The following is a 25,016-nucleotide window of genomic DNA, read 5'->3' on the forward strand; positions in this document are numbered from 1 at the left end:
TTTATCATAAAAAATCCCGTGAGGCTTAACTTCACGGGATTTTTTATGATAACGTTAGTTTAATTACCTGCGCTCCATCTATTATTGCTTGTATTGCTATCGGGCAATACCTGCTCAGGATCTAACACCACTTCAATGACCTCTTCTGTAGTAGGATATCTCACCAACCAACTGGTATTTTTCATCCATACATCAACTGGAACCTTTATAATATCTGTTTTGCCACTTTTAGTTTTAATGGCCAAAATAATTGGCATTGGCATTTTCTCCAGATTATCCACTTTAATGGTATAACCCGTTATCTTATCATTATCCTTAACTTCCTTAACTTCTGCAATAGCCTGGTCCATTTTCCAGTTATTCAAGAACCAACTCTTCCAAAACCAGCTCAAATCTTCACCTGCAGCATTTTCCATCGTTCTAAAAAAGTCAAATGGAGTAGGATGCTTATATGCCCAGTTATTAATGTATTGTCTAAAGGCAAAATCAAATCTATCTTTTCCTAAGATCTGTTCTCTAAGTATATGCAATGCCCAGCTTGGTTTAAAGTATAGGTTAACACCTATATTTGCTTCCGCCATACCATCGGGCATGAGCATCATATTTTCATATTTTGGATTTCCAATAATAGATTTACCTACGGCGTTCATATTCGTTACCCGTGGCTTGTATTCTCCATTATTAAAAGCAGTACTAGAAATATCATTGATAAAAGTATTAAAACCTTCGTCCATCCATCCAAATTTACGTTCATTTGAGCCTACGATCATTGGAAACCAAATATGGCCAAATTCATGGTCAATTACCCCCCATGCATCTTGTTTTTTAGCTTTCCAACCACAGAAAACTATGCCTGGATACTCCATACCACCAACATTGCTAGCTACATTAACAGCCATTGGATAAGGATACTCATACCACATCTTAGAGTAATGCTCAATTGATGCTTTAACATATTCTACCCCTCTACCATAACCGTCCATCCCATTGCTTTCTACCGGATGTGCAGAAACTGCCAAAGATTTTTTCCCGCTGGGCAAATTGATACGTGCAGCATCCAAAACAAAGGCTTTCGATGAGGCCCAGGCTGCATCACGTGTATTTATCATTTTAAATTTCCATGTTAACTTAGCACCTGCAGGGCGGGATTTGGGATCTGTAACCTCTGCTTCTGATCGTATATGGATAGTTTTGTCACTATTTTTCGCTTCATTCCATCTTTTAAACTGTTCGGCAGTAAATACCTCCTGTGGGTTCAATAATGTTCCAGATCCCATTACAATATGATTGGCAGGAACCGTAACCTCATAAGTAATATCACCATATTCACAATAAAACTCGCCCCCGCCCCAATAAGGTAAAGTATTCCATCCCATAACATCATCAAACACACACATCCGTGGAAACCATTGGGCTATGGCAAATATTTCTCCGTTCTTTGTTGTCAAATGCCCCGTTCTATCTGAACCTAACTTAGGCAGCACATAAGTATAATCCATTTTAATCGTTACCAGATCGCCGTTAGCAGCCATTGGCTCATCCAAACGGATCTGCATACGTGTATCTTCAACTATAGAGCTAAACTTTACCGCTTTTGCCTTTTGTACAACACTGATATTACTAATTTTATAACCCGCATCAATCTTTTCTCCCTGAGCTCCATAACGGCTACGTTGGGGGGTTACAGCAGCTCCTCTAGAATCTTCTTTAAATGAATTCTGATCTAGTTGAAGCCATAAAAAGGGCAATTTCTCTGGGCTATTATTCTTATAGGTAATGGTTACCGTAGCTGTAATCTTATTGGTGGCCTCATCTAAGCTGGCACTAATGTGATAATCAGCTCTGTTCTGCCAATACTTAGGTCCTGGAGCGCCACTGGCCGAACGATATTCATTACCATTCTGTGTATAAAATAAGGGACTGAAAGCTTCTCCGGGCACGTAGTTCGTACCAGATGTTTGTTGAGCAAAGCTCAGTTGGCTCCACAGCACAACCACAACAACCATTAAAGATTTAAAAAATGTTTTTCGCATGTTCAATTATGAATTTTGTGTTAAAGGTAGCTTGAATTGAAATTGATTAAAAGCAGGAAACAGTAATTTTACCTTATCTATTCATTCGCTTTTAACTTGGGCAATGGGGGCAATTTCCTCATTCCTGGCGGTAATTTTTGCCATTCATGAAATGATTTCACAATATAATAAGTATAGTTAAAGGGTTTCTCTGCCCTTACCTGGTTAATGGTTGGACGGTACAAACCTATAAAATCTTTCAGATCGTCTTCCTTATAGTTTACCAGCTTTTGTATTACTTCTTTATTAAAATTTTTCAGTATCTCTTCCTGAATTTCATCTTCGGCTTCCAGCTCTTGTATTTTTGCCTGTTGCCTCCTATATTTTCCGTAGCCTAGGCCAAAACGCAGCCCCCCTCTATTTTTCGAATAATCCAATTGCCTTGCAGGGCTAGCTTCGGGATCTTTCCCATCAAGAAAAGGAGAAACTTTTGCAGTGGTAATGTTAACAGGGTTCAGGTTATTTATTATCATCCTCAGGTAAATATTCTTTGGAAAAAGGTTGACCAGATAAACGGTGTCTGTTTCATATCCCGCCACACCATAAGAAAGCAGGTCACCTGTTTTTGCGCCAATGGCATAATGCCCCTCCTTATCTGTAAAAACTACCGCTTTGGTACTTAGGTTTCTTACCGAAACTCCCTGCAACGCCGTATTCCTATTTTCATTATCAAACACATTCCCTGTCATATAACTGCTCTGTGCCAAAGCAATGAAGGGGAACAACAAAAAACACAACGACCATAGTTTTTTAAGCATATCCAAATTTAAAGCAGTTTTATTTCGGGCTTTCCTTTTTAACAATATTTAACAATAGTTATTTATTAAATACTGACCGATATTCTTCCTCCTTAAAACCAATCAGCACAGCCTTACCATCCAGCTCAACAATAGGACGCTTAATGGCACTTGTATGTTGGGTAAGATAGGCATTTGCCTTATCGGCAGAATCAATAGAAGCCTGCTCTTCCTTGCTTAGCTTTTTAAATGTCAATCCTGCCTTGTTCACTACTTTCTCCCATCCAAAAACAATAAACCATTCATTTAGTTTTTCCGGACTGGCACCTTTTTTCTTAAAGTCATGAAATTCAAAAGCTATATCATTTGCCTTGAGCCAATCTTGCGCTTTTTTAACTGTATTACAATTGGGTATTCCGTAAAGTATCATTGATGAGTATTTTTTTGCGGCTAAAGTTAATAAAAACTATGGCTTTATATAATTTCAACACTTTGTTCCAAATCCATTTTATGGATTACTCCTTTAATGTTTATCTTAGCTTATCCTTTTAATTTAAAAAACGGCAACAACAATGCTTAAGCTATCCTTTAAACAACAAATACTTACCGGTTTTATCATTTCATTAATATTTGTCCTCATTTCTGCGCTAGCCTCTTATTTAAGCATTAGATCGTTAAATGATAGTTATGTATGGATTGAGCATACCCAAGAGGTTGCCAAAACGGCCGAACGTTTGGAAATAGAGCTTCTAAATGCCGAAACAGGATTAAGAGGTTATGTAATTACAGAAAAAGACTATTATAAACAACCTTATAACCAAAGCATAGACAAGATTCTCCCTTTAATTGAGCGCTTGAGAAACCTTGCCCAAGGAAATGAAGCACAGATCAAAAAAATTGATTCGATAGCCTACTATGCCGGATTAAAGGTAGTAGACATGAAACAAATCATGACAAAGGCTACCAATGACAACTTTGCTGGTGCAAAGCAACAAATCCTCACAGATAAAGGCCGTACTTATAAAATCAAGTTCCTTAATGTTAACGACTCTTTAATCAGACAAGAATATGAACTGCTCAAGGAAAGAAGAAGCATAAGTGCTACCAGAAGTGCCCGCACCATTGCCGTAGTTACCTTAAGTTCATTGATTATTTTTGGTCTGATCTTATTTTTACTCAAATATATCCGCAAAACATTTGACCAACAAAAGGAAACGGAAAGGCAAATCCTAGAGACCAATAAAGAACTCGAGGAGATCTCGGCCATAAATGAACATAATAACTGGTTGTTAGGTGGTGAAGCCAAAATAAATGAGGTAATGCGGGGAGAACAAGACCTAGATAGCCTCAGTGAAAAAATAATTACCAGAATATGTAATTTCCTCAACCTTCCAATAGGTGCTTTCTTTTTAGTTAACCGCACAGAAAAAACTCTAAAAATAAGAGGCAGTTATGCCTTTGAAAAAAAATTAAACGATAAACAATATTTTTTTGGCGAAGGTATGGTGGGCCAAGCTGCACTGGAAAAGGAAATCAAGTTTTTCAATGAAGTGCCCAACGAGTATATCAAGATCAATTCAGGCTTAGGTGCTATAAAACCTAGTTATATTACCTGCTTGCCTATCTTGTTTGAAGAAGAAACAATAGCCGTACTGGAAATAGGCGCCATGGTTCCGCTTACCAGTAAGCAAATAGAGTTTTTGCAAAATATATCCGAAGATATAGGTATTGCCGTGAATGGCGTGATTTCGAGAATGAAGCTACAAGCGTTGTTCGAAAAAACACAGCAGCAAGCCGAAGAACTGACCAGTCAACAAGAAGAACTTCGCGTAACCAATGAAGATCTTATACACAAAACAGAAGAATTACAAGCTTCGGAAGAAGAGCTGCGTGTACAACAGGAGGAATTACAGCAGGCCAATTCGGAACTGGAGGAGAAGGCCCAGCTATTGGAAGAAAAAAACGCTTCTATCAACCAAGCCAAAGAGGCCATTAGCCTAAAGGCCCAAGAACTTGAATTGAGTAGCAAATATAAATCTGAGTTTTTGGCCAATATGAGCCATGAACTTCGCACCCCTTTAAATAGTATTTTAATATTAGCCAGAATTCTAAAAGAAAATAAGCTAAGCAACTTATCGGAAGAACAAATCAAATATGCCGGCGTAATCCACAATGCCGGATCTGATCTTTTGGCATTGATTAATGATATTCTTGATCTTTCCAAAATCGAATCGGGCAATATTGACCTTATTATTGAAAATGTAAAACCAAAATCAATTAAAGACCATACAGAAGCCTTGTTTACAGAACTGGCCAAACAAAAGAAAATAAACTTTGAATTTAAACTGGCGGCCGACTTACCCAGCTCGATTTCAACCGATCAGGTAAGGTTAGAGCAAATTATTAAAAACCTTCTGTCAAATGCCTTCAAGTTCACTTCAGAAAAAGGGAGTGTTACCGTAGAAGCTGGTTTGGCAGATCCTACCCATTTCTTCTCCAATAAAAACCTGATGGAAAATGGGACCAGCCCCATTTACTTTTCGATTATAGATACAGGCATCGGCATTTCAAAAGATAAACAGCAAGTTATTTTTGAGGCCTTTCAGCAAGAAGATGGTTCTACCAGCAGAAAATATGGCGGTACAGGACTGGGCTTATCCATCAGCAGGGAATTGGCCAACTTACTGGGAGGTGAAATTCAATTAAGCAGCGAAGTAGGTATGGGAAGCACGTTTACCTTGTTCATCCCACAAAATATAAATGTCCATAAAGCTGATGCTGTTGAAGAACCCATAAAAAGTCTTGAAACTCCTGAAGAAGATAAGAAAGTTGAATTTTCAACCCTTTTAAATCCGCAAATGAAGGAAGGCCACAACAGGTTGCTCATTGTAGAAGATGACCAAAATTTTGCCGAGATATTAAAAGCTTATGCCATAGAAAAAGGGTTCGAGCCCATTTTAGCCCATAGCGGCGATCAAGGTTTAGAATTAGCGATCACAGCACTTCCCGATGCCATTGTTCTCGATATCATGCTACCCGTAATGGACGGATGGTCTATCTTAAAACAGTTGAAAGCAAATCCAGCGACCCAGCACATCCCTATACACCTTATGTCTGCAGGTGACGAGAAGACCAGTAAAGCCAAAAAGGAAGGCGCCATCGGCTTCCTAAAAAAACCGGTAGAAAAGGACAAATTAGACCAAGCTTTTGAGCTGCTTTCCAATCAGTATAAATATGACTTTAATAATGTGCTCGTTATTGAAGATCAGGTTTTACAAAGTAATGAGCTTACAGAACAACTGATAAAAAAAGGCGCCAAAGTATCGCAAGCCTACACTGGAAATGAGGCAAGGCAAATGCTGGCAGAAAACACATTTGACTGCATTATATTGGACCTTAAGCTTCCCGACATATCGGGTTTTGACTTACTGGATGAAATCAAATCGAATACCGACTACCAAGATATTCCGGTAATCATCAATACCGCAATGGAGCTCGACAAAGATAAAATGGCCCATATCATGAGGTATTCGCAAGCCATGGTCCTAAAGAGCAACAAGTCGAACGATAGGATTTTAGATGAGGTAAGCCTATTTATGAACAAATTACAAGCCGACTCGCCCGAAGACAGGATAAAAACAAAAAAGACACCAAAAAACTATGCCCCTACCATAGAAAAGGCCCTTCAAAACAAGACCATTTTAATTACAGATGACGATATGCGGAATATTTTTGCTTTATCATCTGCCTTGAACGATTACGATATTAAGGTAATTATCGCCACCAATGGTGTCGAAGCGCTAGAAAAATTGGAAGAGCATACAGAAATAGACTTGGTGCTCATGGACATTATGATGCCCGAAATGGATGGATATGAAGCCATGAGAAGAATAAGGGCCAAAAGGCAATGGGCCAATCTTCCGGTGATTGCCCTAACGGCCAAAGCTATGAAAAATGACAGGGAAAAATGCATTGAGGCAGGGGCAAGTGATTATATTTCAAAACCTGTCGATGTAGACAAATTACTTTCAATGCTTAGGGTATGGCTTAGCTAGATGACAAAATGGAAAAATTTAATGCCTCAATAAACGAGACGATAACCGAAAACCAACTAGATGAGGTCATTCTACTCACCAAAAACATTTATGGATTTGATTTTGAGGGGTATTCTAAAGCCTCTTTAAAAAGAAGGGTAAGCAGGATTATGGTGCTAAAAAGGTTTGATTTTTTTGACCTTAGGAACACATTAACGAACGATCAAAATTTCTTTCATGATTTCTTGAACGAGATTACCGTGAATGTGACCGAAATGTTTCGCGATCCTAAATTCTTCAAATCGTTAAAAGAAAATGTATTGCCTTATTTAAGTTCTTTCCAGCATATCAAGGTGTGGAACGCAGGCTGTTCTACTGGAGAAGAGCTTTATTCTTTTGCTATACTATTTGAGGAATTGGGCATCTACAACCGTAGTTTCTTCTATGGTACAGATATTAACCACAAGGTATTGGAAACGGCAAAGGAAGGCATTTACGACCTTCAAAAAATGAAGCAGTACTCGGAAAACTATTTGGCCATTGACAGTGGCAAATCGCTGGCAAACTATTACACCGCAAAGTATGATGCAGCGTCCTTATCGCGTCAATTGAAAAAAAACATATTATTTTCCATGCATAATCTAGTATCTGATGGCCCATTCAACGAGTTTCAGGTCATTTCATGTAGAAATGTATTGATTTATTTCAATCCTTCCCTTCAAAAAAATGTAATTAACTTATTTTACAATAGTCTTGCTAACTTTGGCTTTTTGTGCCTTGGTGGAAAAGAGACCATACGCGACCATGAAATTGCCAAAAATTTTAAGGTAATAGATAAGAAAAACAACATATACCAGAAAATTAGCTAACCCATACAAGAACATGAGTAAGATTAATCTCTTAATTGTAGATGATAAAGAAGAAAATATCATAGCATTAGAAGCTTTGCTAAATAGAAATGATATTAACATTATCACGACAACATCTCCTAATGACGCTCTACGCATCTGTTGGGAAAAGGATATAGCTATAGCCTTGGTAGATGTTCAAATGCCTGAAATGAATGGTTTTGAGCTTGTGGAAATCCTAAAAAACAATACCAGGACCCAAGACATCATGATCTTATTTGTAACCGCCATATCTACAGAAGCAAAATATGCCCTTAAAGGCCTAAATGCTGGGGCTGTAGATTACCTATATAAACCTTTGGATCCCTATATCACCTCTGCAAAGGTAGATTCCTTTATACAGTTGATCAGAACCCAAAGGGAGATAAAGCACAAAAACCAACAGCTGGAAAAAATCCAAGGCGATTTAATCAAAGCCAAGGAAGAAGCAGAACAAGGCAAAAGAGCAAAGGAAAATTTCATGGCCAATATGAGCCATGAAATCAGAACCCCTATTAATGGCATTATTGGATTGGTGCATCTCTTACAGAAAAGCCCTCTCGATGAACAACAAAAAGAAATTGTAGGACTACTTGATGTTTCTTCCAGTTCCCTTCTGGGTGTAATCAACGATATCCTAGACTTATCTAAGATCGAAGCTGGCAAATACAAAATCAGTTTTGCCGAAACTGACATCAAAGACTTAGCTACTCAAGCCACAAACCTACTCAACATCAAAGCCATAGAAAAGAACATTAGCTTAAAACTGGTGATAGATGATAAGTTGCCAAAATTTATTATGGCCGATTCGCTAAGGTTAAACCAAATCTTCATGAATTTATTAAGCAATGCAGTTAAATTCACCAATGAAGGAGAGGTAATCTTCAAGATAGAAGTCTTGGAAGAAAAATCAAATACGGTCTACCTTAAGTTTTCTGTCATCGATACAGGAATTGGCATTTCCAAAGAAAACATCGAAACGATCTTCCATTCATTCGAACAGGTTGAAAACATCCATACCAAAGTTTATGGGGGGACAGGCTTGGGACTTTCCATTGTAAAAAAGCTGGTAGAGCTGAAGGGTGGAGAACTTGATGTTCAAAGCGAACTAGGCAAAGGAAGTGTCTTTTCTTTCTCTAAGTGGTATAAATTTGTAGAAAAGGAAGGGAAAGAAAAAACCGACAAAGTACCTGAGCAACTGGCTACCTTAGATGGACTGAAAATATTAGTTGCCGAAGATAATTCGATAAATGTATTCCTTATTGTGAAAATCCTAAATGATTGGAAAGTACAAACGACAGTAGTAACCAATGGCGCTGCGGCTTTAGAAGCTTTGGAAAAAGAAAATTTCGATTTGATCTTAATGGATACCTACATGCCTGTAATGAATGGCCTAGAAGCCATTAAAAGGATAAGAGATGGGCAGATACCAGGTAAAGAAAAAACACCTATCATTTCATTTTCCGCAGGAGTATTAGATTCCGATAAGGAAACGGCCAAACAGGTAGGTGCTGATGATATTATCGGTAAACCCTTCAAGGTCACCGCACTGCACAAGAAAATAAGTAATCTTGCTCGAAGATAACTACTATTTATTGAACAAAGTCATGGTTTGCGCTGCGCCTATGGTAGCAAAGCTCTTAATCATACTTACGGCTCTGTTAATCAACACTGGCAGCTCTTTCTTTTCATTCTTGTCGAATTGACCGAGTACAAAATCTACTTGCCTTCCTTTTGGAAAATCATCACCAATGCCAAAACGTAAACGTGCATAATTTTGCCCTCCACAAAGTTCTTCTATGCTTTTAAGGCCATTATGCCCTGCACTGCTACCTTGCAACTTCATCCTCAATTTACCTAATGGAAGTGCTAAATCATCAACCAGTACCAATACATTTTCTGGGACAATCTTCAGTTCTTTCATCCAGTAGTTAACAGCCTTGCCACTAAGGTTCATATAGGTAGTAGGTTTAATGACATGTAGCTTTTTCCCTTTATAACCTACTTCTGCGTAGTAGGCCAAGCGTAAAAGCTCAAAACCACCCTCCAAGTTTTCAACCAGTTCATCCGCAATATCAAACCCGATATTATGGCGCGTACCCACATATTCCGGACCTATGTTGCCTAGGCCTACGATAAGAAATTTCATGGCGGCAAAGATAAAATTTTGAATTGAAATTATGGTATTAGAGGCTGATACTTCAAGACGACAGTAACTATTAGCAAAAAAGCAGTATTCGCTTTTGGCAAATACTGCTTTCTAATACTTAAAACTATCCAGGATTATTTTCCTTTAGCGTTTTCTGCTTGTTTCAATGCCCTAGACATACCTACAGAAACGATAGTATCTTCAGGTGTATTCATTACGAAGAAATCTCCTTTTTCTAGATCACGTACGCGGAACAAACTACCTACTTCTAATTTAGAAATGTTCACTTCAACCACTTGAGGCATATTTTTAGGCAATGCTTTAACACGTAGTTTACGTAACTTTTGTACTAACTTACCGCCCATTTTTACACCTGGAGAAGTTCCTGTCAATTTAACTGGAATTTCCATAGTAATTTCCTTATCATCAAATAATTGAAGGAAATCTACGTGTAATAACAAATCTGTTAAAGGGTGGAACTGAGTATCTTTTATGATAGCTTTTACTGCTTTTCCTTCAACAGTGATCTCAATAAAGTTCGCTTCTGGCGAATAGATAACTTCGTTTAAATCAGTTCTTTCGATAGCAAAGTGTGCTTGCTCTTTACCACCATACAATACCGCAGGAACTTTACCTTCATAGCGAAGCTCTTTAGCATCGCGTTTCCCTACGTTCTCTCTAAGAGAACCGCTAATAGCGATTGTTTTCATCGTTTTATATATTTATTTATTGTTTAACTGGCTACCTGTTCAAATCGATTAATCGAATAACCGATTACACAATTAACCCTTACTTACACCTTAAAAAGGTCACTGATCGAACCATGCTCGTTAACATTGGCAATGGCCTTTGCAAACAAACCTGCTGTACTCAGCACCCTAATTTTTTCACTCTGCTGTTTTAATGGAATGGTATCTGTAACGATAAGTTCCTCCAAAACAGAATTTTCTATCGTTTCGTACGCTTTACCCGATAAAACGGCATGTGTACAAACTGCCCTAACACTTTTTGCACCATTTTCCATAATCAATGCTGCTGCCTTGGCCAAAGTACCTGCCGTATCGCAAATATCATCGATCAATACAATATCCTGTCCGGTTACATCACCAATAATAGACATCGATTCGATTTCATTGGCACGTTTACGACGTTTATCACAAATGACCACTTCTGCATTAAAAAATTTGGCAAAAGTACGGGCTCTATATGAGCCACCCATATCTGGCGAGGCAATGGTTAAATTCTCTAGACCCAAGCTTTTGATATAAGGAACGAATATCACCGATCCATCTAAGTGGTCTACCGGAATATCAAAGAAACCCTGTATCTGGGCTGCATGCAGGTCCATGGTCATGATACGATGTATACCTGCAGCTTTCAATAGATTGGCTACCAATTTTGCGCCAATGGCTACCCTAGGTTTGTCTTTCCTATCTTGACGGGCCAAACCATAATAAGGAACAACTGCGGTAATATAATGTGCCGATGCTCTTTTCGCAGCATCAACCATTAATAAAAGCTCCATTAAATTATCACTTGGCTGATAGGTAGATTGTACCAAGAATACATCACAACCTCTAATTGATTCGTCAAAAGAAGGCTGAAACTCTCCATCGCTAAACTTACTTAAGGTTACATCTCCTAGTGGTTTGCCATAATCTTTGGCAATTTTAGCGGCAAGTTCTTTGGTTCCACTTCCGGCAAAAATTTTAACTGGATTAAATTGCAATGGCATGATTTGCGGGGTATCAATGCTGGTTAAAAAAAATCGGATTGTGGTTTTATTCACAATCCGAAAAGATTTGTTGTCCGACCTGGATTCGAACCAAGACAAACGGTACCAAAAACCGTTGTACTACCCTTATACTATCGGACAATTTTCCTGTTTCAAAATCACTTTGCTGAAACGGAATGCAAATGTACGCACTTTTTTCACATCTGCAAATAACATTGAAAAAAAAATTAAAATATTTTTATTTCAATCTTTGAAGAATTAAAAACCGATTAATTTTTGTTAAATAAGCCAGCATTATAATGCCTATGTCAATCTATTTTTTTATTTTCGGCAGCATTTTATGTATCAAATCGCTTAAAATATTTATCTATATATAGTAACATGAACTATTCAAAAGTAAACAATATTATTGGCTGGATATGCTTCTTAATAGCCACCATTACCTATGTACTCACCTTGGAACCTTCGGTAAGCTTCTGGGATTGCGGCGAATTTATTGCATCTGCCTACAAGATGCAGGTAGTGCACCAGCCTGGAGCTCCGCTATTTCTAATGATCGAGCGTTTTTTCTCGCTATTTGCGTTTGGAGACACCACCAAAATAGCTTACTTCATGAATTTTGGCTCGGCAGTTGCCAGCGGAGCAACCATCCTATTTTTATTTTGGACCATTACCGCACTGGCCAAAAAAGTATTGGTCAACAAAAATGAAGACCTCACCAAAGCCAACCTTATTAGTATTATGGGAGCTGGTATTGTAGGTGCATTAGCTTATGCTTATTCCGATAGTTTTTGGTTTTCTGCAGTTGAAGCTGAAGTGTATGCCCTTTCCTCTTTATTTACCGCCATTGTATTTTGGGGTATTTTAAAATGGGAAGCGGTAGCCGAAGAGCCCAAAGCAGACAGATGGCTACTATTCATTGCCTATGTAATGGGCCTATCCATCGGTATACACTTGCTTAACCTATTAACCATACCTGCAATAGCTTTCGTTTACTATTTCAAGAAAACACCAAAGCCAACTACAGCAGGCATTTTTAAAACATTAGGTATTGGCATCTTGATTTTGGCCGTTGTACAATATGGTATTATCCAATATTTGGTATCTTTTGGAGCTTATTTCGATTTATTTTTTGTAAATACATTGGGACTAGGTTTTGGAACTGGCGTTTTGTTCTTTGCCATCCTTATCATCGGCGGATTAGTTTGGGGGATCAGGTATTCCATTAAGCACCAAAAAAGAGTCTTAAATCTTGCTCTATTATCAACCGTATTGATCATTTTTGGTTACGGTTCTTTTGCCATGATTATTATCAGGGCCCAAGCCAAGCCTAATCTAAACAATAGTGATCCAGATAATGCATTCTCCTTCCTTAGCTATTTAAACCGTGAACAATATGGAGATAGGCCATTGTTATTTGGCCCTAACTACAACTCTATACCTAAATACAATGATGACGGTTCCGCTCCCGTATTTGTAGAAACAGGAAAGACTTATCGCAAGGGCAAAACCAAGTATGAGGTTTCGGGCGTCAAAAGCAAACGCATATATGGGGAGAATGAAAATTTCCCAGACAGCATTCGTCGCTTACAACATGAGGTATTATTTCCAAGAATGTACAGTGATGAGCAAAGACACATCAATTATTATAAGGACATGATGGGGTTTAGCGATGATCATTTCCCAAATTTCTTTGATAATCTAGGTTTCTTTATGCGTCATCAGACCGGCTTTATGTATATGCGTTATTTTCTATGGAATTTTGCCGGACGCCAAAATGAGGAACAGGGACAGGGTAGCTTGTACGAAGGTCAATGGATCAGCGGAATCAAGCCAATTGATGCCATGCTATATGGTGACCAAAGCAACCTACCTCCATCCATTACCGATAGCAACTCTTATAACCGCTTTTACTTCTTGCCATTAATATTGGGGATCTTAGGTGCAGTGTGGCACTTTAATCGCAAACCTAAAGATGCAGGAATTATAGGCTTACTTTTCTTCTTTACCGGACTGGCCATTGTACTATACCTCAACCAGAAACCAATGGAACCTAGAGAGCGTGATTATGCCTATGTAGGCTCATTTTATGCCTTTGCCATTTGGATTGGACTGGGGGTACTCTGTTTAAAAGAATGGGTATTCAAAAAACTAGATGCCAAAACTGCAGCTATAGCGGCAACTGTAGTTGGCCTGTTTGCAGCTCCTGTTTTAATGGCTAAAGAAGGTTGGAATGATCATGACCGTTCTACCAAAATGGTGGCCCATGATATTGCCGTGAGCTATTTGGAATCATGTGCTCCAAATGCTATTTTATTCACTTATGGTGATAATGACACCTATCCTTTGTGGTATGCCCAGGAAGTAGAGGGTATTAGACCGGATATCAGATTAGTTAATCTAAGTTTATTTGATACAGATTGGTACATTAATGGGATGCGCCGAAAAGTACATCAGTCAGAAGCGCTGCCTATCAGCATGAAAGAAGACCAGTATGTTTCTGGTGAACGGGATGTAATGTACTATAAGGATATGGGAATTAAGGAACCTGTAGAACTTAAACAAATTGTTGATTTATTGCTATCTGATGATCCAGAAGACAAGTTACCTCTTCAAGATGGCTCAAAGGCAAATTTCATTCCTACCAAAAACTTTAAGTTGACGGTAAACCCTGAAGAGGTAATTAACACCAAAACTGTTTCCGAATCTCAGCGCAACAATATCGTTCCTGCCTTAGAATGGAAATTCAACAAAGGCTATGTGACAAAAGGCACTTTGGCCATGTTTGATATTTTGGCTAACAACCATTGGAAAAGGCCTATTTATTTTTGTACTACTGTACCATCAGAGCAATTTAATGGTTTAAGTGATTATTTGTACAATGAGGGTCTTGCCTATAGATTGTTACCTCTAAAACCCGATTCTTCTACCATTGAAAGTGGCGAACAGGGTATTAATTTAGATCCGATGTACGATCATGTGATGAATAAATTTAAATGGGGCAACATTAAAACTGCCAAATATTTAGACATTCAATCGGCTGATGATATTTCTATTTTTAATAACATCTTCAATAACCTAACCAGTGGATTGATTAAAAATGGAAGAATGGAAGATGCTAAAAAGGTCATGAAAAAATATGATGAGGTGATGCCTACAAAAATATATGGTATACGCACTGTGATGAGTGTACCAACCATGGCGCAAAATCTTTATATCCTCGGTGAAACCGAAAGGGCCAATAACCTACTTAAAAAATATGCAACTTACGTAGAGAAAGAAATCGGTTACCTAGCAGATGTTTCAAAAAGCAAAAACCAGGTAATAGGAGGCCAAAATATCCAAATTGGATTGATGTACGGACTGGATCCAATGTCGAAGGTGGCAGCACAATATAAACAGACCAAACTTGCTGATGACCTTAAAAAGCAATTTGAAAGTCTATATGCCAGGTTCAATCAATTCTTTGGACATTAATTAAATCCTTAGGAAGGAATAAAATGGGCCGATCAAATTCTTTGATCGGCCCATTTTATTATACACCTAAACCATCACTGGTCACCGGTATGATCTTGCCTTAACCATAAATGAACATTGTAACCCGTAAAAACATTATTAACAACCTCATCTTCTCCAATAAAAAAAGGATATCCTTATGGATATCCTTTTTTTATATTAAGCTATTTAAACAGATTTGGCTAACCTTCGTTCACCACACCCATTGCACAAAATTTGTCTATTCTTTTAGCAATAAGCTTATCTGTATCTACCTTTTTAAGCACCTTCAAGTCGATGAGAATTTGATCCTTTAAAGTTTGGGCCATCAGTTCAGGGTTTTGATGTGCTCCACCAAGCGGCTCTTTAACCACACCATCAATCAATTGATTTTTAAACATGTCCTCAGAGGTCAGCTTTAAACACTCAGCCGCTCTTTCCTTAAAATCCCAGCTTCTCCACAAAATAGAAGAACAAGACTCTGGTGAAATTACCGAGTACCAAGTATGCTCCAACATATAAACTTTGTCTCCTATACCAATACCTAAAGCACCACCTGATGCTCCTTCTCCTACTATGAAACAAAGAATAGGTACTTTTAGTACCGACATCTCCAATAAATTACGTGCAATTGCCTCTCCCTGTCCACGCTCTTCAGCTTCCAAACCAGGATAAGCACCCATGGTATCGATGAAGGAAATAACAGGTTTATTGAATTTCTCTGCCAAACGCATCAAACGCAAGGCTTTCCTATAGCCTTCTGGATTGGCCATACCGAAATTACGATATTGGCGTTCCTTGGTATTCTTTCCTTTTTGATGGCCTATAATCATTACTGTTTGCCCATCAATCGTGGCAAAACCACCAATAATTGCCTTATCATCCTTCACCGTCCTGTCGCCGTGAAGTTCTATAAAATCATCACAGATAAGACTAATGTAGTCTAAAGTTTGCGGACGTTCGGCATGACGTGACATTTGTACTTTCTGCCAGCCGGTCAAATGTTCATATAAGTCCTTGCTGGTCTGCGCAACTTTTTCGTCTAGTTCTGCAAGAGTGGCCGACATATCAACCTTGGTTTTATCGGCAATTTGCTTTACCTTTTCGATTTGCTGATACAAATCGGCCAAAGGTTTTTCAAAATCAAAAGATGTTTTCAGTTGTTCCATATTGGGGCGGTAAAAATAAGCATTTATCTGGAAACAATTCATAATAAAATTTAATGCCCTTATCTAAGCTTAGGCCGGCTACTTTATACATGGAAAAAGACAGTCTTTTTCCATTAGGCATTACTTAAAAGCAATTCGATTATGAAAATTAATCCCTAGAATTTAGCTGACTGATTGGATGTAGGCAATGATTTTTTAATGAACGCCCTAATATGTTCATTTCCCAAGGCCAGATCAGGCTTTCTCAGATACATCATGTGACCGCTTTCGTAACCTTCCCAAGTCATCCTATCTTTAAGTTTCCCACTGGGGTCCATTTGCCATAGGTTATATTTGGCATTGAAGTAATCACAGGCCCCATCATAATAGCCAGACTGCACCAATACATGCAAATATGGATTTTGAGCCATGGCTGTCCTCAAGTTTTCTCCGGTGTTGTCTCCTGTCCTATCCCAAGGATAAACCGATCCAAACATATTATATTTCAAATCGGTTTTATAATTTAAGGCATTGCGCAAGTACATATTAATTGCAGGTGTAAAGGAATGTAGCCAAGAGGTTAATTCTGCATTGTAATCAGGTCGTTCGCCTGCATCGGCCCTATCAATTCCTCTATATCTGGAATCCAGTCTGCCTACAGTAAATCCTTTATCACGCAATAGCTCTTTCCAAAATAAATTTGTAGAAACATCGAGGTTATTCTGCAAGATCACTTTTTCTGAAATACCTGAAAACCTGGCCATTTTAACCGCAATTTTCTTTTTCTCATCAATAGCTAAAAAACCACCTTTAGCCATGGCAGGGATCAACTCATCAATGGTGAAGCGCTCTACTTCTGGCAACATGTCAATGAGCTTTTTACCTTGAAGGTCTGCGGGTAAAGCTTTATGATACCAAGCTGTTGCTGCATAATAAGGTAAGCGTAAGGCTGCATTCATCACAGTTCCCCTTTCAATTCCCAATTCTGTGGGAGAAACTAAAATTACCCCATTGAGATACATCCAGTGGTTACTTTGCAATTCCAAGGCCAGACCAGAAACTCTTGTTGTACCATAACTCTCTCCAATAAGGTACTTGGGAGAGGCCCACCTGTTCGTCCTAGTTACAAAGGTATTGATCCATTCGGCCAAGTATTTGATATCGGCCTTTACACCAAAGAATTTATTGGTAGGTATATCTTTATTGACAGCTCTTGAATAACCTGTATTCACAGGATCTATATAAACAATATCGGCAATATCCAAAATGGACGTACTGTTATCCTTGTAGCCATAAGGTTGAATTGGATAGCCTTCATCGTCGATATTCAAAACAACCGGACCTGTATAAGCAATATGCATCCAAACCGATGCTGATCCAGGCCCCCCGTTAAAGGAAATTACCAACGGCCTGCTATCCTTATTTTGGATATCGGTTCTTTCATAATAAGTGTAAAACAAGCCCGCTATCGGTTTCCCCTCTTCATCCCATACCGGCAAAGTGCCAGCCGTAGCTTTATAGGGAACCGTCTTGCCATTGATCGCAACGGTATGATTAGTAACTACTGCACTTTCGGTAACGATAGTTCTAGAAGCAATGTTGGTGGAACGGGTTGGTGCTTCTTCTTTAGGTGCCTGTTGATTTGTTGCCGTTCCTTGCTGTGGTACACGTTCTGGAGAACGTTGACGTTCCTGGGCAAATGCCCCACCAAAGAGTACTAGGGTAAAATAGGTTAAGGTAAAAATTTTCTTCATTTTATAAATTTTAGGTTTGTGTAAATATAAATATCAGCAAAGAGAATGGCATCGACCAAACCACACTAAAATGTTACTTATTTTTATTCACTCGAAGATATGTTTATATAATGGCAGGAACATATTCACAGCTATATATGCAAATCGTATTTGCCGTTAAAAGACGGGCAAATATTATCTAAAAGGTTTGGAAAGATGAATTGTATAAGGATATTTGGGGTATCATTATTGCGAAAGGCCATAAATCTATAATCATCAATGGCTTTACAGACTAAAGAAATTATTTCAGAATTGGATTCAACACCTTAATATTTCCATCAATCTTATGGGCGAAAGGTAGTCCCAAAATTTTCGCTATCAGCGGATATACATCTACATTTTCAAAAGATCCTATTTTCAATCCATTTTTAAATGCCGGACCCCAAGCATAGAAAGTAGCCTGCATATCTTGCAGGTCATTATCAAATCCATGTTTACCTACTGTGGTTACTTTAGGTGTCAAATTGAAAACCTTTGGCAAACGCGGTATGAGGATAATATCGCCAATCCTGCCATCTCTATTATCTTTACTGGAAAAATGCCAACGCTTTGGCATTTTTTTGGCCAGGTATACATCATAGTCTACCGCTTCGTGTTTTAATTTTCGGTAAGTGGGCTCGATGTCTTTTTTATCTTTTGCATACAATTGCAATAATGCGTCGCCATTGGGTATTATGATCTTTTCTTTATCTATAGATTTTGGTAAGGACAAAGTGCTAACATTATCTACGCTTGTCATTCCATGATCGGAAACAAAGATAAAATTCACATCAATTCCCAATTTTTTGGTAAGGCTCACCATTTCCCCTACACAGTCATCAACAAGCTTCACGGCCTCAGCAGTCTCCCTAGAATCGGGACCAAAATGGTGTCCAGCTACATCGACCTCTGGAAAATAGAAGCTAATTAAATGAGGCCTCTTTTCTTCGGGCAACATCAGCCAATTTTTTACGGCTTCAATTCTTCTATCAATAGGTATAAGATTATTAAAATTGTACCAGTACGTAGGCCTTACACCCTGTACAGCTGTTTCTGAACCTAGCCAATAAAAAGCTGCCGAAAGCATCTTATGTTGTTCTGCCAATACCCAAATAGGTACCCCACCATACCATGTGCTATCTTTTATGGCATTGGGATCTGTTTTCACATATATCTGCTGTTTCTTTGGATCGTAAAAGGAATTATTTACTATACCATGGTGCGAAGGATACATTCCTGTGGCTAGGGTGTAATGGTTCGAAAAGGTAACCGATGGAAATGAAGGTTTCATAGAGCTGGCCTGAACACCTTCCGCTCTCAGCTTCAAAAGATTTTTGGCCTTATATTTATCCGCATAATCGTATCTGAAACCATCGGCCGATATATAGATCACATAAGGTTTATTGATTTGCAAAGGTGCATTTTCACGATTTGGCACTACTTGCTGCGTGGTATCCTGCGCAAACAAGAAACCATTTAACAATAAAAAAAACTGGACTAAAATCAATTGCCTATAACTCCACAATCTTGTCATCTGGTATAATTTTAATCAAAAATAGAATTATACCATTAATATAAAATGAACTTCGGGGATTATAACAGATTTATTTATAATTCCAGGTATGATTAGACTTCTATAAATGATCTATTGGCACCATTAAAAGCAAGAATTTAGTACGCCAAACCCTAAGTGGGCGATTGCCCTCAGCCCTACACCCAAAAATATTTCTTCCGATGGATCTTAAACAGCTTCTATTTATTAAGGATTTAAGGCCAACTTACTGTAAACATGATATTCTCCAGGAGCAAGAGTCAAAGTGTATAAATTAGTAGTTAAATTAAGATTGCCACCAAATGCATCAAGCCATGTGCCGTTATTACCAAAATCAATATTTGCCGTTTGGGGCACCACATCGAAATTACCGACCACCACCACTGTGTTATTACCTTCGCTCAGTTTAATGTACTTAACGGCACCTGCCAAGCTATAGCTAGAATTTGCAGCATTAAATATGCTATTGGCTTTCTTTAACTTTATTAACTTGGTATAAACATTATAAAGTTCTTTTCTATTGGGTTCGTCAACATAGTTCCACCTAATTGGCTTATCGCCTGTCCTTCCATTATAATCAATATTTACATCATAACCGAGCTCACCAAATTGCCAAACCATTTTGGGCCCTGGAATGGCCAGCATAAATGCAGCTGCCATTTGTTGTCTTTTCAAGGCTGTATTCAACTCTTTTATAGAATAGGTTCCCGATGCATTTCCATAAGTCAAGTTCTTATAGTTTAAACGTTCCTCATCATGACTTTCGATATAGGTGACCAGGTTTTCTGGTTTTGAAAAGCCATGATTGGTATAAAATCCCCATTGAAAATTAGCATTTCCCAGCCATCCCATTGTGGCTTCGTTCATGTTATGGTTAATGTTATTCCATAACATCATCCCTTCGTCTGCCAGCACTTTCTCCTCGGCAGCATCGGCAAAATGTTCTAAAATCACATAAAAATTATTGGGATCGATGCTTTTAATATGCGAATTGTAGTCTTTCCAAATATTAACACGACCAGCATCGTAGGCAGAAAAGCTAGCATTATCAGTAGATCGTTTTTGTGTAAATCCTTTTGACAAATCGAATCGGAAACCATCGATTTTATATTCCTGCATCCAAAATTTCATTACATTTTTGGAGAAGGACCTGGTGGCCCCACTTTCGTGGTTAAAATCATATCCTACATTATAAGGATGTTTGGCATCGGTATTAAACCATGGACTATTAGCTGTAGGCTTATTCCCATCAAAGTATAATTGCACCATAGGCGATTGGCCAAAAGAATGGTTAAGTACCATATCTAAAATTACGGCGATTCCTTTACCATGGCATTCGTCTATAAATTTTTTCAAGTCATTTTTTGTGCCATAGTATTTATCTGGAGCAAAATAAAAAGAAGGGTTATAACCCCAGCTCAGGTTTCCCTCAAATTCATTAACCGGCATTAGTTCGATGGCATTTACACCTAAGGCCACCAAATAATCAAGTTTTTGCAAAGTAGAATTGTAACTATGTTCTACCGTAAAATCTCTGATCAAGAGCTCATAAATAACGAGATTATTTTTAGCTGGACGAACAAAAGCATTATTTTTCCAAGCATAACCGGGCTGATTGGCTTGCATTACGCTTACGATTCCCGTAGTTTTTCCTGTTGGATAAGCTTTAAGGTTAGGGTAGGTAACCTGATTAATATAGGGATCATTTATAGGATCCAATATCTTCTCGCAATAGGCATCTGCAATTCTCAGGTTATCATCTACCAAGAACTGATAAGCGTATTCTGTATCGACGTTCAGGTTGTCTATCCTTATCCAAAAGTAATTTCCATCCGGTGTTTTGGTCATTTTAGAGGCCGTTGCCGACCAATTGTTAAAATCGCCCATTAATGACACCGTATTTTTACCCGGCGCATATAAGGTTACAATGGCCGAGGTTCCATTATTGATAAAAACAACTCCTTCTTTAGCACCTGCTGGAAGCGCTGTTGAAGGTGGAACAACTGGAATAACGGGAGTTGGAGCTGTTTCTTCTACATTGCTTTTTTTGCATGAAAAACTTAGACCAGTGCTCACAATTAGCAACAACAAAAACAATTTTTTCATCACATCAATTTTATTTTACTATACTGTTCTATGCTCTTCTATACCCAGTTCGCTTGCCAAAATCAGCTCTTCTTTTTTATTATCCTTTATCCACAAATAGCAGATGATCCCAGCCAAAACCATTAGTCCTCCTCCCAATTGCACAGCCAATAAACGATCGTTGTGGAGCACGTTACGCATTAGCCAGCCGAAACCCAACGAAGCTATAATTTCGGGCATCACAATAAAGAAATTAAAAATCCCCATATATATGCCCACTTTAGCCTTTGGCAAATGTCCACTTAACATGGCATAAGGCATAGAGAGAATACTTGACCAAGCTACGCCCACTCCCGTCATGCACAAATACAACATGTACTTGTCATGAACCCATGCCACACTGATCAAACCTAGAGCACCACATAATAAACAAAGGCTATGAGTAGTCTTTCTGCCTAAAGCATCGGCTATTTTAGGGAGCACTAGGGCAAATAAGAAAGTAACCACACTGTAATAAGCCAAAGTCAAGCTCCCGAAATCGGCTCCCGCCGCATATACCGGGTCACTGGCATCTTTACCACCAAATACATTTACCGCAACCGCAGTAGTATAATAAAACCACATGAGGAACAAACCGGGCCAGGTAAAGAATTGCACCAGAGAGATCACACGCATCTGTTTGGGCATTTGCCTAAAAGCATCTTTAATTTCTCGAGCACCATGAATAAATCCCTTACCCGCTTTATTAGTGGCTAGTTCCTCTTCGGTTGGTGGGTATTCTTTGGTGGTTATAACTGTATATAAAACCGCAGCAAAAAAGAAGAAAGCACCTAAATAGAATGAATACTTCACGTTCTGTGGTATATCGCCAAAAGCTGCCAGGTTACTTACCTTGAAGATATTATTAAAAATCCATGGCAAAGCCGATGCAATACTGCCGCCCAATCCAATCATCATACTTTGCATAATAAAACCACGGTTTACCTGATGGTCTGGTAGTTTATCAGATACAAAAGCCCTAAATGGTTCCATGGCTACATTGCCAAAAACATCCAATATCCATAATAAACTAGCAGCCATCCAAAGGGTACTGCTATGCGGCATAAAAATAAGCGCTATTGAACTGATCAAGGCCCCAATAAAAAAATAAGGCCTTCTCCTTCCCCATGTAGGATGCCAGGTTCTATCACTAAGGTAACCAATAATAGGTTGCACAATTAAACCTGTAAGCGGCGCGGCCAAAAACAATAAGGGCACTTGGTCTGGATTGGCACCCAAATTTTCGTATATACGCCCCATATTGGCCCGTTGTAAGTCCCAGCCAAACTGGATACCAAAAAAACCTACGCTCATATTAATAATCTGCGAAAGGCTTAACATAGGTTTTTGTATTGTTTTTAGGCTCATTGGTTTTCTTGATTTAACTTAAAATTGTATGATTTGTGCTGAAACTGGCAATAATTGTATAGCAAGTTTCCCCTCTTTTATGACAATTGATTTTTCATTTAACAAGTCCACTGCTTTTGCTGGAGCTTTTAATTTTAGCAAGTCTGAAGGTAACTCGATATTTCGTTGTAACGTCTCTTCCCTATCAAAGTTTACCACTACCAATAATCTTTGTTGGGCCGTATATCTTATATAGGCATATGCTTTTTTCCCAGTTCCAAGTGGTATTTCAAGTATCTTTCCGTCTGTAATTGCATTGCTATTGGCTCTTATCTGCATCAATTTTTTGTAGAATTGGCGGGTTTCAATCTCTTCCTTGTTCAGTTTTGCCCCATCAAACTTCCCATTATTGAGCCACCGCTGATGGCTTGGTACCCCCCAATAATCGAAAATAGTGGTTCTATTATCGTCGCCTCCAAAACCTTCTTTTCCAACACCTGGTTCAGCCACTTCCTGGCCAAAATACAACATTACCGGGCCCTTACCCAAAGTAGCAGAAACCACCATTGCGGGAAAAGCTAACTTAGCCTTTCCGGCAAATCCTTTTGATGCAATCCTTTCTTCATCATGGTTTTCGAGAAAACGTAGCATCTTTTGGTCAAAACCCGCACTTTCCTTCTGCCAAACCTGCCTAATATCCTCCACGTCTGCTTTTTCTTCATTTTTAATCAATCGCTTTAAGCCATCATACAGACCAACTTTATCATATAAATAATCAAACTTACCTTCATTAATATATTGGGCATAGACTTTTGGATTATAAGCTTCTCCTATAAAAATTAAATTTGGATTAACCTTTTTTACCTGAGGAATTACCCAGCTCCAAAATTCTACAGGCACCATTTCGGCTACATCACAGCGGAAACCATCAACGCCCTTCTTTGTCCAATACACCAAAATATCTTTCATTTTTACCCATACAGGTGGAATAGGATCCAAATGCTTGATTTCTTTTCCATCCAAATATTCTACGCCATAATTCAGTTTTACGGTTTCATACCAGTCATCTGCCGAAGGCTGTGCTTTGAATACGTTATTTCCTGTGGCTTTCGCTGGATTTTCTAGATATTTTCCATCCTGCAAAACCGATAACGTATTTTTAGCACGATTAGAAATAGGTACTTGAAAAGCTTGGTTTGGAATATAGTAAAAATCATTTTTAGTGCTGAAGGCAACCGTCTTGTCATCTGCTACACCAAAATCGGCCACTCCTTTGGGTTTAGCCCTAGACTGGTAACTACGCGCTACATGATTGGGAACAAAATCAATAAGTACCTTTAGTCCTTTATGGTGTGTACGCGCAATAAGTGCTTCAAATTCTGCCATTCTATGGTTAACCTCTACAGCCAAGTCGGGATCTACATCATAATAATCGCGGATTGCGTAGGGCGAGCCTGCTCGTCCTTTCACTACGTCGGCATCGTCTTTTGCTATACCATATCTGCTGTAATCGGTCAAACTGGCATGGGCAATCACACCAGTATACCAAACGTAATCTACCTGCAATTCTTTCAATCCATCTAAAGCTTTGTCGGTGATATCGTTAAATTTTCCGCAACCGTTCTGCTCTATGGTACCATAAGGAATATTTGTGGTCACGCTATTTCCAAATAATCGAGGTAAAAGTTGGTAAATAACAATGTTATCCTTTTTATCAACCCCCTTATTTTTAGGGGCCCCGCATGATATGGCAAACACTCCCATAAGCAAACAGACAATTTTATTTAACACCTTTTTTTGCGTACACCACATTTTTTCCAGCCACATAGGCACATAGATTTTATTTACCAATTCTCCTTTTAGAAGACCAGGATATCTTATATTTCTATCCCGAATGCTGGGGACAAGTAATGATTTTATCTTTTGTGCCGTACCAAGTAATCGTTTATTCATTATTTTCTACA

The 25,016-nt window shown here is 38.5% G+C and carries 16 protein-coding genes; 4 read left to right on the plus strand and 12 right to left on the minus strand.

The window, feature by feature from the left end:
• Positions 1-59 precede the first annotated feature (59 nt).
• From JHD79_RS05305 to JHD79_RS05315, 3 genes are all read right to left on the minus strand, one after another.
• Positions 60-2,033, minus strand: coding sequence for a M1 family metallopeptidase (locus JHD79_RS05305; protein ID WP_199118170.1), 1,974 nt, complete (start codon positions 2,031-2,033; stop codon positions 60-62).
• A 77-nt stretch (positions 2,034-2,110) separates the two neighbouring features.
• Complete coding sequence (locus JHD79_RS05310) at positions 2,111-2,830, minus strand: hypothetical protein (RefSeq protein WP_199118171.1); 720 nt, start codon at positions 2,828-2,830, stop codon at positions 2,111-2,113.
• 58 nt (positions 2,831-2,888) lie between these two features.
• Positions 2,889-3,239, minus strand: a complete 351-nt coding sequence (locus JHD79_RS05315) for a Spx/MgsR family RNA polymerase-binding regulatory protein (RefSeq protein ID WP_199118172.1) — start codon at positions 3,237-3,239, stop codon at positions 2,889-2,891.
• A 142-nt stretch (positions 3,240-3,381) separates the two neighbouring features.
• On the opposite strand from JHD79_RS05315, the gene JHD79_RS05320 reads away from it, so the two are divergent.
• From JHD79_RS05320 to JHD79_RS05330, 3 genes are read left to right on the plus strand one after another with little or no spacing between them, the layout of a single operon-like run.
• Complete coding sequence (locus tag JHD79_RS05320) at positions 3,382-6,864, plus strand: response regulator (protein WP_199118173.1); 3,483 nt, start codon at positions 3,382-3,384, stop codon at positions 6,862-6,864.
• Positions 6,865-6,872: 8 nt separating this feature from the next.
• Positions 6,873-7,712, plus strand: coding sequence for a protein-glutamate O-methyltransferase CheR (locus JHD79_RS05325; RefSeq protein WP_199118174.1), 840 nt, complete (start codon positions 6,873-6,875; stop codon positions 7,710-7,712).
• 13 nt (positions 7,713-7,725) lie between these two features.
• Positions 7,726-9,315 carry a response regulator gene (locus JHD79_RS05330; RefSeq protein ID WP_199118175.1) on the plus strand — a complete coding sequence of 530 codons (1,590 nt, stop codon included), beginning with the start codon at positions 7,726-7,728 and terminating at the stop codon, positions 9,313-9,315.
• 3 nt (positions 9,316-9,318) lie between these two features.
• Here the strand turns inward: JHD79_RS05330 and pth are convergent, their stop codons facing one another.
• From pth to JHD79_RS05345, 3 genes are all read right to left on the minus strand, one after another.
• Positions 9,319-9,879, minus strand: a complete 561-nt coding sequence (gene pth / locus JHD79_RS05335; RefSeq protein WP_199118176.1) for an aminoacyl-tRNA hydrolase — start codon at positions 9,877-9,879, stop codon at positions 9,319-9,321.
• Between the two features lie 134 nt (positions 9,880-10,013).
• Positions 10,014-10,589 carry a 50S ribosomal protein L25/general stress protein Ctc gene (locus JHD79_RS05340; protein ID WP_199118177.1) on the minus strand — a complete coding sequence of 192 codons (576 nt, stop codon included), beginning with the start codon at positions 10,587-10,589 and terminating at the stop codon, positions 10,014-10,016.
• Positions 10,590-10,672: 83 nt separating this feature from the next.
• Positions 10,673-11,614: a ribose-phosphate pyrophosphokinase gene (locus JHD79_RS05345; protein ID WP_199118178.1), complete on the minus strand. Its 942-nt coding sequence runs from the start codon at positions 11,612-11,614 to the stop codon at positions 10,673-10,675.
• Positions 11,615-11,995: 381 nt separating this feature from the next.
• Here JHD79_RS05345 and JHD79_RS05350 point away from each other — a divergent pair, with 381 nt between their 5' ends.
• Positions 11,996-15,091: a protein O-mannosyl-transferase family gene (locus tag JHD79_RS05350; RefSeq protein WP_199118179.1), complete on the plus strand. Its 3,096-nt coding sequence runs from the start codon at positions 11,996-11,998 to the stop codon at positions 15,089-15,091.
• Positions 15,092-15,312: 221 nt separating this feature from the next.
• Here JHD79_RS05350 and JHD79_RS05355 read toward each other — a convergent pair whose 3' ends face one another.
• The 6 genes from JHD79_RS05355 to JHD79_RS05380 form a co-directional block, all read right to left on the minus strand.
• Positions 15,313-16,278 carry an acetyl-CoA carboxylase carboxyltransferase subunit alpha gene (locus JHD79_RS05355; protein ID WP_199118180.1) on the minus strand — a complete coding sequence of 322 codons (966 nt, stop codon included), beginning with the start codon at positions 16,276-16,278 and terminating at the stop codon, positions 15,313-15,315.
• A 155-nt stretch (positions 16,279-16,433) separates the two neighbouring features.
• Positions 16,434-18,011: a S10 family peptidase gene (locus JHD79_RS05360; protein WP_199118181.1), complete on the minus strand. Its 1,578-nt coding sequence runs from the start codon at positions 18,009-18,011 to the stop codon at positions 16,434-16,436.
• Between the two features lie 280 nt (positions 18,012-18,291).
• Entirely contained in the window at positions 18,292-19,563 is a 1,272-nt protein-coding gene (locus JHD79_RS05365; RefSeq protein WP_199118182.1) for an ectonucleotide pyrophosphatase/phosphodiesterase, read from the minus strand.
• 225 nt (positions 19,564-19,788) lie between these two features.
• A complete protein-coding gene (locus JHD79_RS05370) occupies positions 19,789-21,687 on the minus strand; it encodes an alpha-amylase family glycosyl hydrolase (protein ID WP_199118183.1) in 1,899 nt (632 codons plus the stop codon).
• Positions 21,688-21,705: 18 nt separating this feature from the next.
• Positions 21,706-23,073 (minus strand): MFS transporter, encoded by a 1,368-nt coding sequence (locus tag JHD79_RS05375; RefSeq protein WP_199118184.1) that lies wholly within the window; start codon positions 23,071-23,073, stop codon positions 21,706-21,708.
• 18 nt (positions 23,074-23,091) lie between these two features.
• Complete coding sequence (locus tag JHD79_RS05380; RefSeq protein ID WP_233164580.1) at positions 23,092-25,005, minus strand: alpha-amylase family protein; 1,914 nt, start codon at positions 25,003-25,005, stop codon at positions 23,092-23,094.
• Positions 25,006-25,016: the final 11 nt, after the last annotated feature.

Origin of the sequence: Pedobacter sp. ASV28 (assembly GCF_016428855.1) — a bacterium.
GTDB lineage: Bacteria > Bacteroidota > Bacteroidia > Sphingobacteriales > Sphingobacteriaceae > Pedobacter.

Excerpts from the sequence above, each read along its gene's own strand:
- JHD79_RS05305 (WP_199118170.1), bottom strand. The coding sequence starts at position 2,033 with ATGCGAAAAACATTTTTTAAATCTTTAATGGTTGTTGTGGTTGTGCTG.
- JHD79_RS05310 (WP_199118171.1), bottom strand. The coding sequence starts at position 2,830 with ATGCTTAAAAAACTATGGTCGTTGTGTTTTTTGTTGTTCCCCTTCATT.
- JHD79_RS05315 (WP_199118172.1), bottom strand. The coding sequence starts at position 3,239 with ATGATACTTTACGGAATACCCAATTGTAATACAGTTAAAAAAGCGCAA.
- JHD79_RS05320 (WP_199118173.1), top strand. The coding sequence starts at position 3,382 with ATGCTTAAGCTATCCTTTAAACAACAAATACTTACCGGTTTTATCATT.
- JHD79_RS05325 (WP_199118174.1), top strand. The coding sequence starts at position 6,873 with ATGGAAAAATTTAATGCCTCAATAAACGAGACGATAACCGAAAACCAA.
- JHD79_RS05330 (WP_199118175.1), top strand. The coding sequence starts at position 7,726 with ATGAGTAAGATTAATCTCTTAATTGTAGATGATAAAGAAGAAAATATC.
- pth (WP_199118176.1), bottom strand. The coding sequence starts at position 9,879 with ATGAAATTTCTTATCGTAGGCCTAGGCAACATAGGTCCGGAATATGTG.
- JHD79_RS05340 (WP_199118177.1), bottom strand. The coding sequence starts at position 10,589 with ATGAAAACAATCGCTATTAGCGGTTCTCTTAGAGAGAACGTAGGGAAA.
- JHD79_RS05345 (WP_199118178.1), bottom strand. The coding sequence starts at position 11,614 with ATGCCATTGCAATTTAATCCAGTTAAAATTTTTGCCGGAAGTGGAACC.
- JHD79_RS05350 (WP_199118179.1), top strand. The coding sequence starts at position 11,996 with ATGAACTATTCAAAAGTAAACAATATTATTGGCTGGATATGCTTCTTA.
- JHD79_RS05355 (WP_199118180.1), bottom strand. The coding sequence starts at position 16,278 with ATGGAACAACTGAAAACATCTTTTGATTTTGAAAAACCTTTGGCCGAT.
- JHD79_RS05360 (WP_199118181.1), bottom strand. The coding sequence starts at position 18,011 with ATGAAGAAAATTTTTACCTTAACCTATTTTACCCTAGTACTCTTTGGT.
- JHD79_RS05365 (WP_199118182.1), bottom strand. The coding sequence starts at position 19,563 with ATGACAAGATTGTGGAGTTATAGGCAATTGATTTTAGTCCAGTTTTTT.
- JHD79_RS05370 (WP_199118183.1), bottom strand. The coding sequence starts at position 21,687 with ATGAAAAAATTGTTTTTGTTGTTGCTAATTGTGAGCACTGGTCTAAGT.
- JHD79_RS05375 (WP_199118184.1), bottom strand. The coding sequence starts at position 23,073 with ATGAGCCTAAAAACAATACAAAAACCTATGTTAAGCCTTTCGCAGATT.
- JHD79_RS05380 (WP_233164580.1), bottom strand. The coding sequence starts at position 25,005 with ATGAATAAACGATTACTTGGTACGGCACAAAAGATAAAATCATTACTT.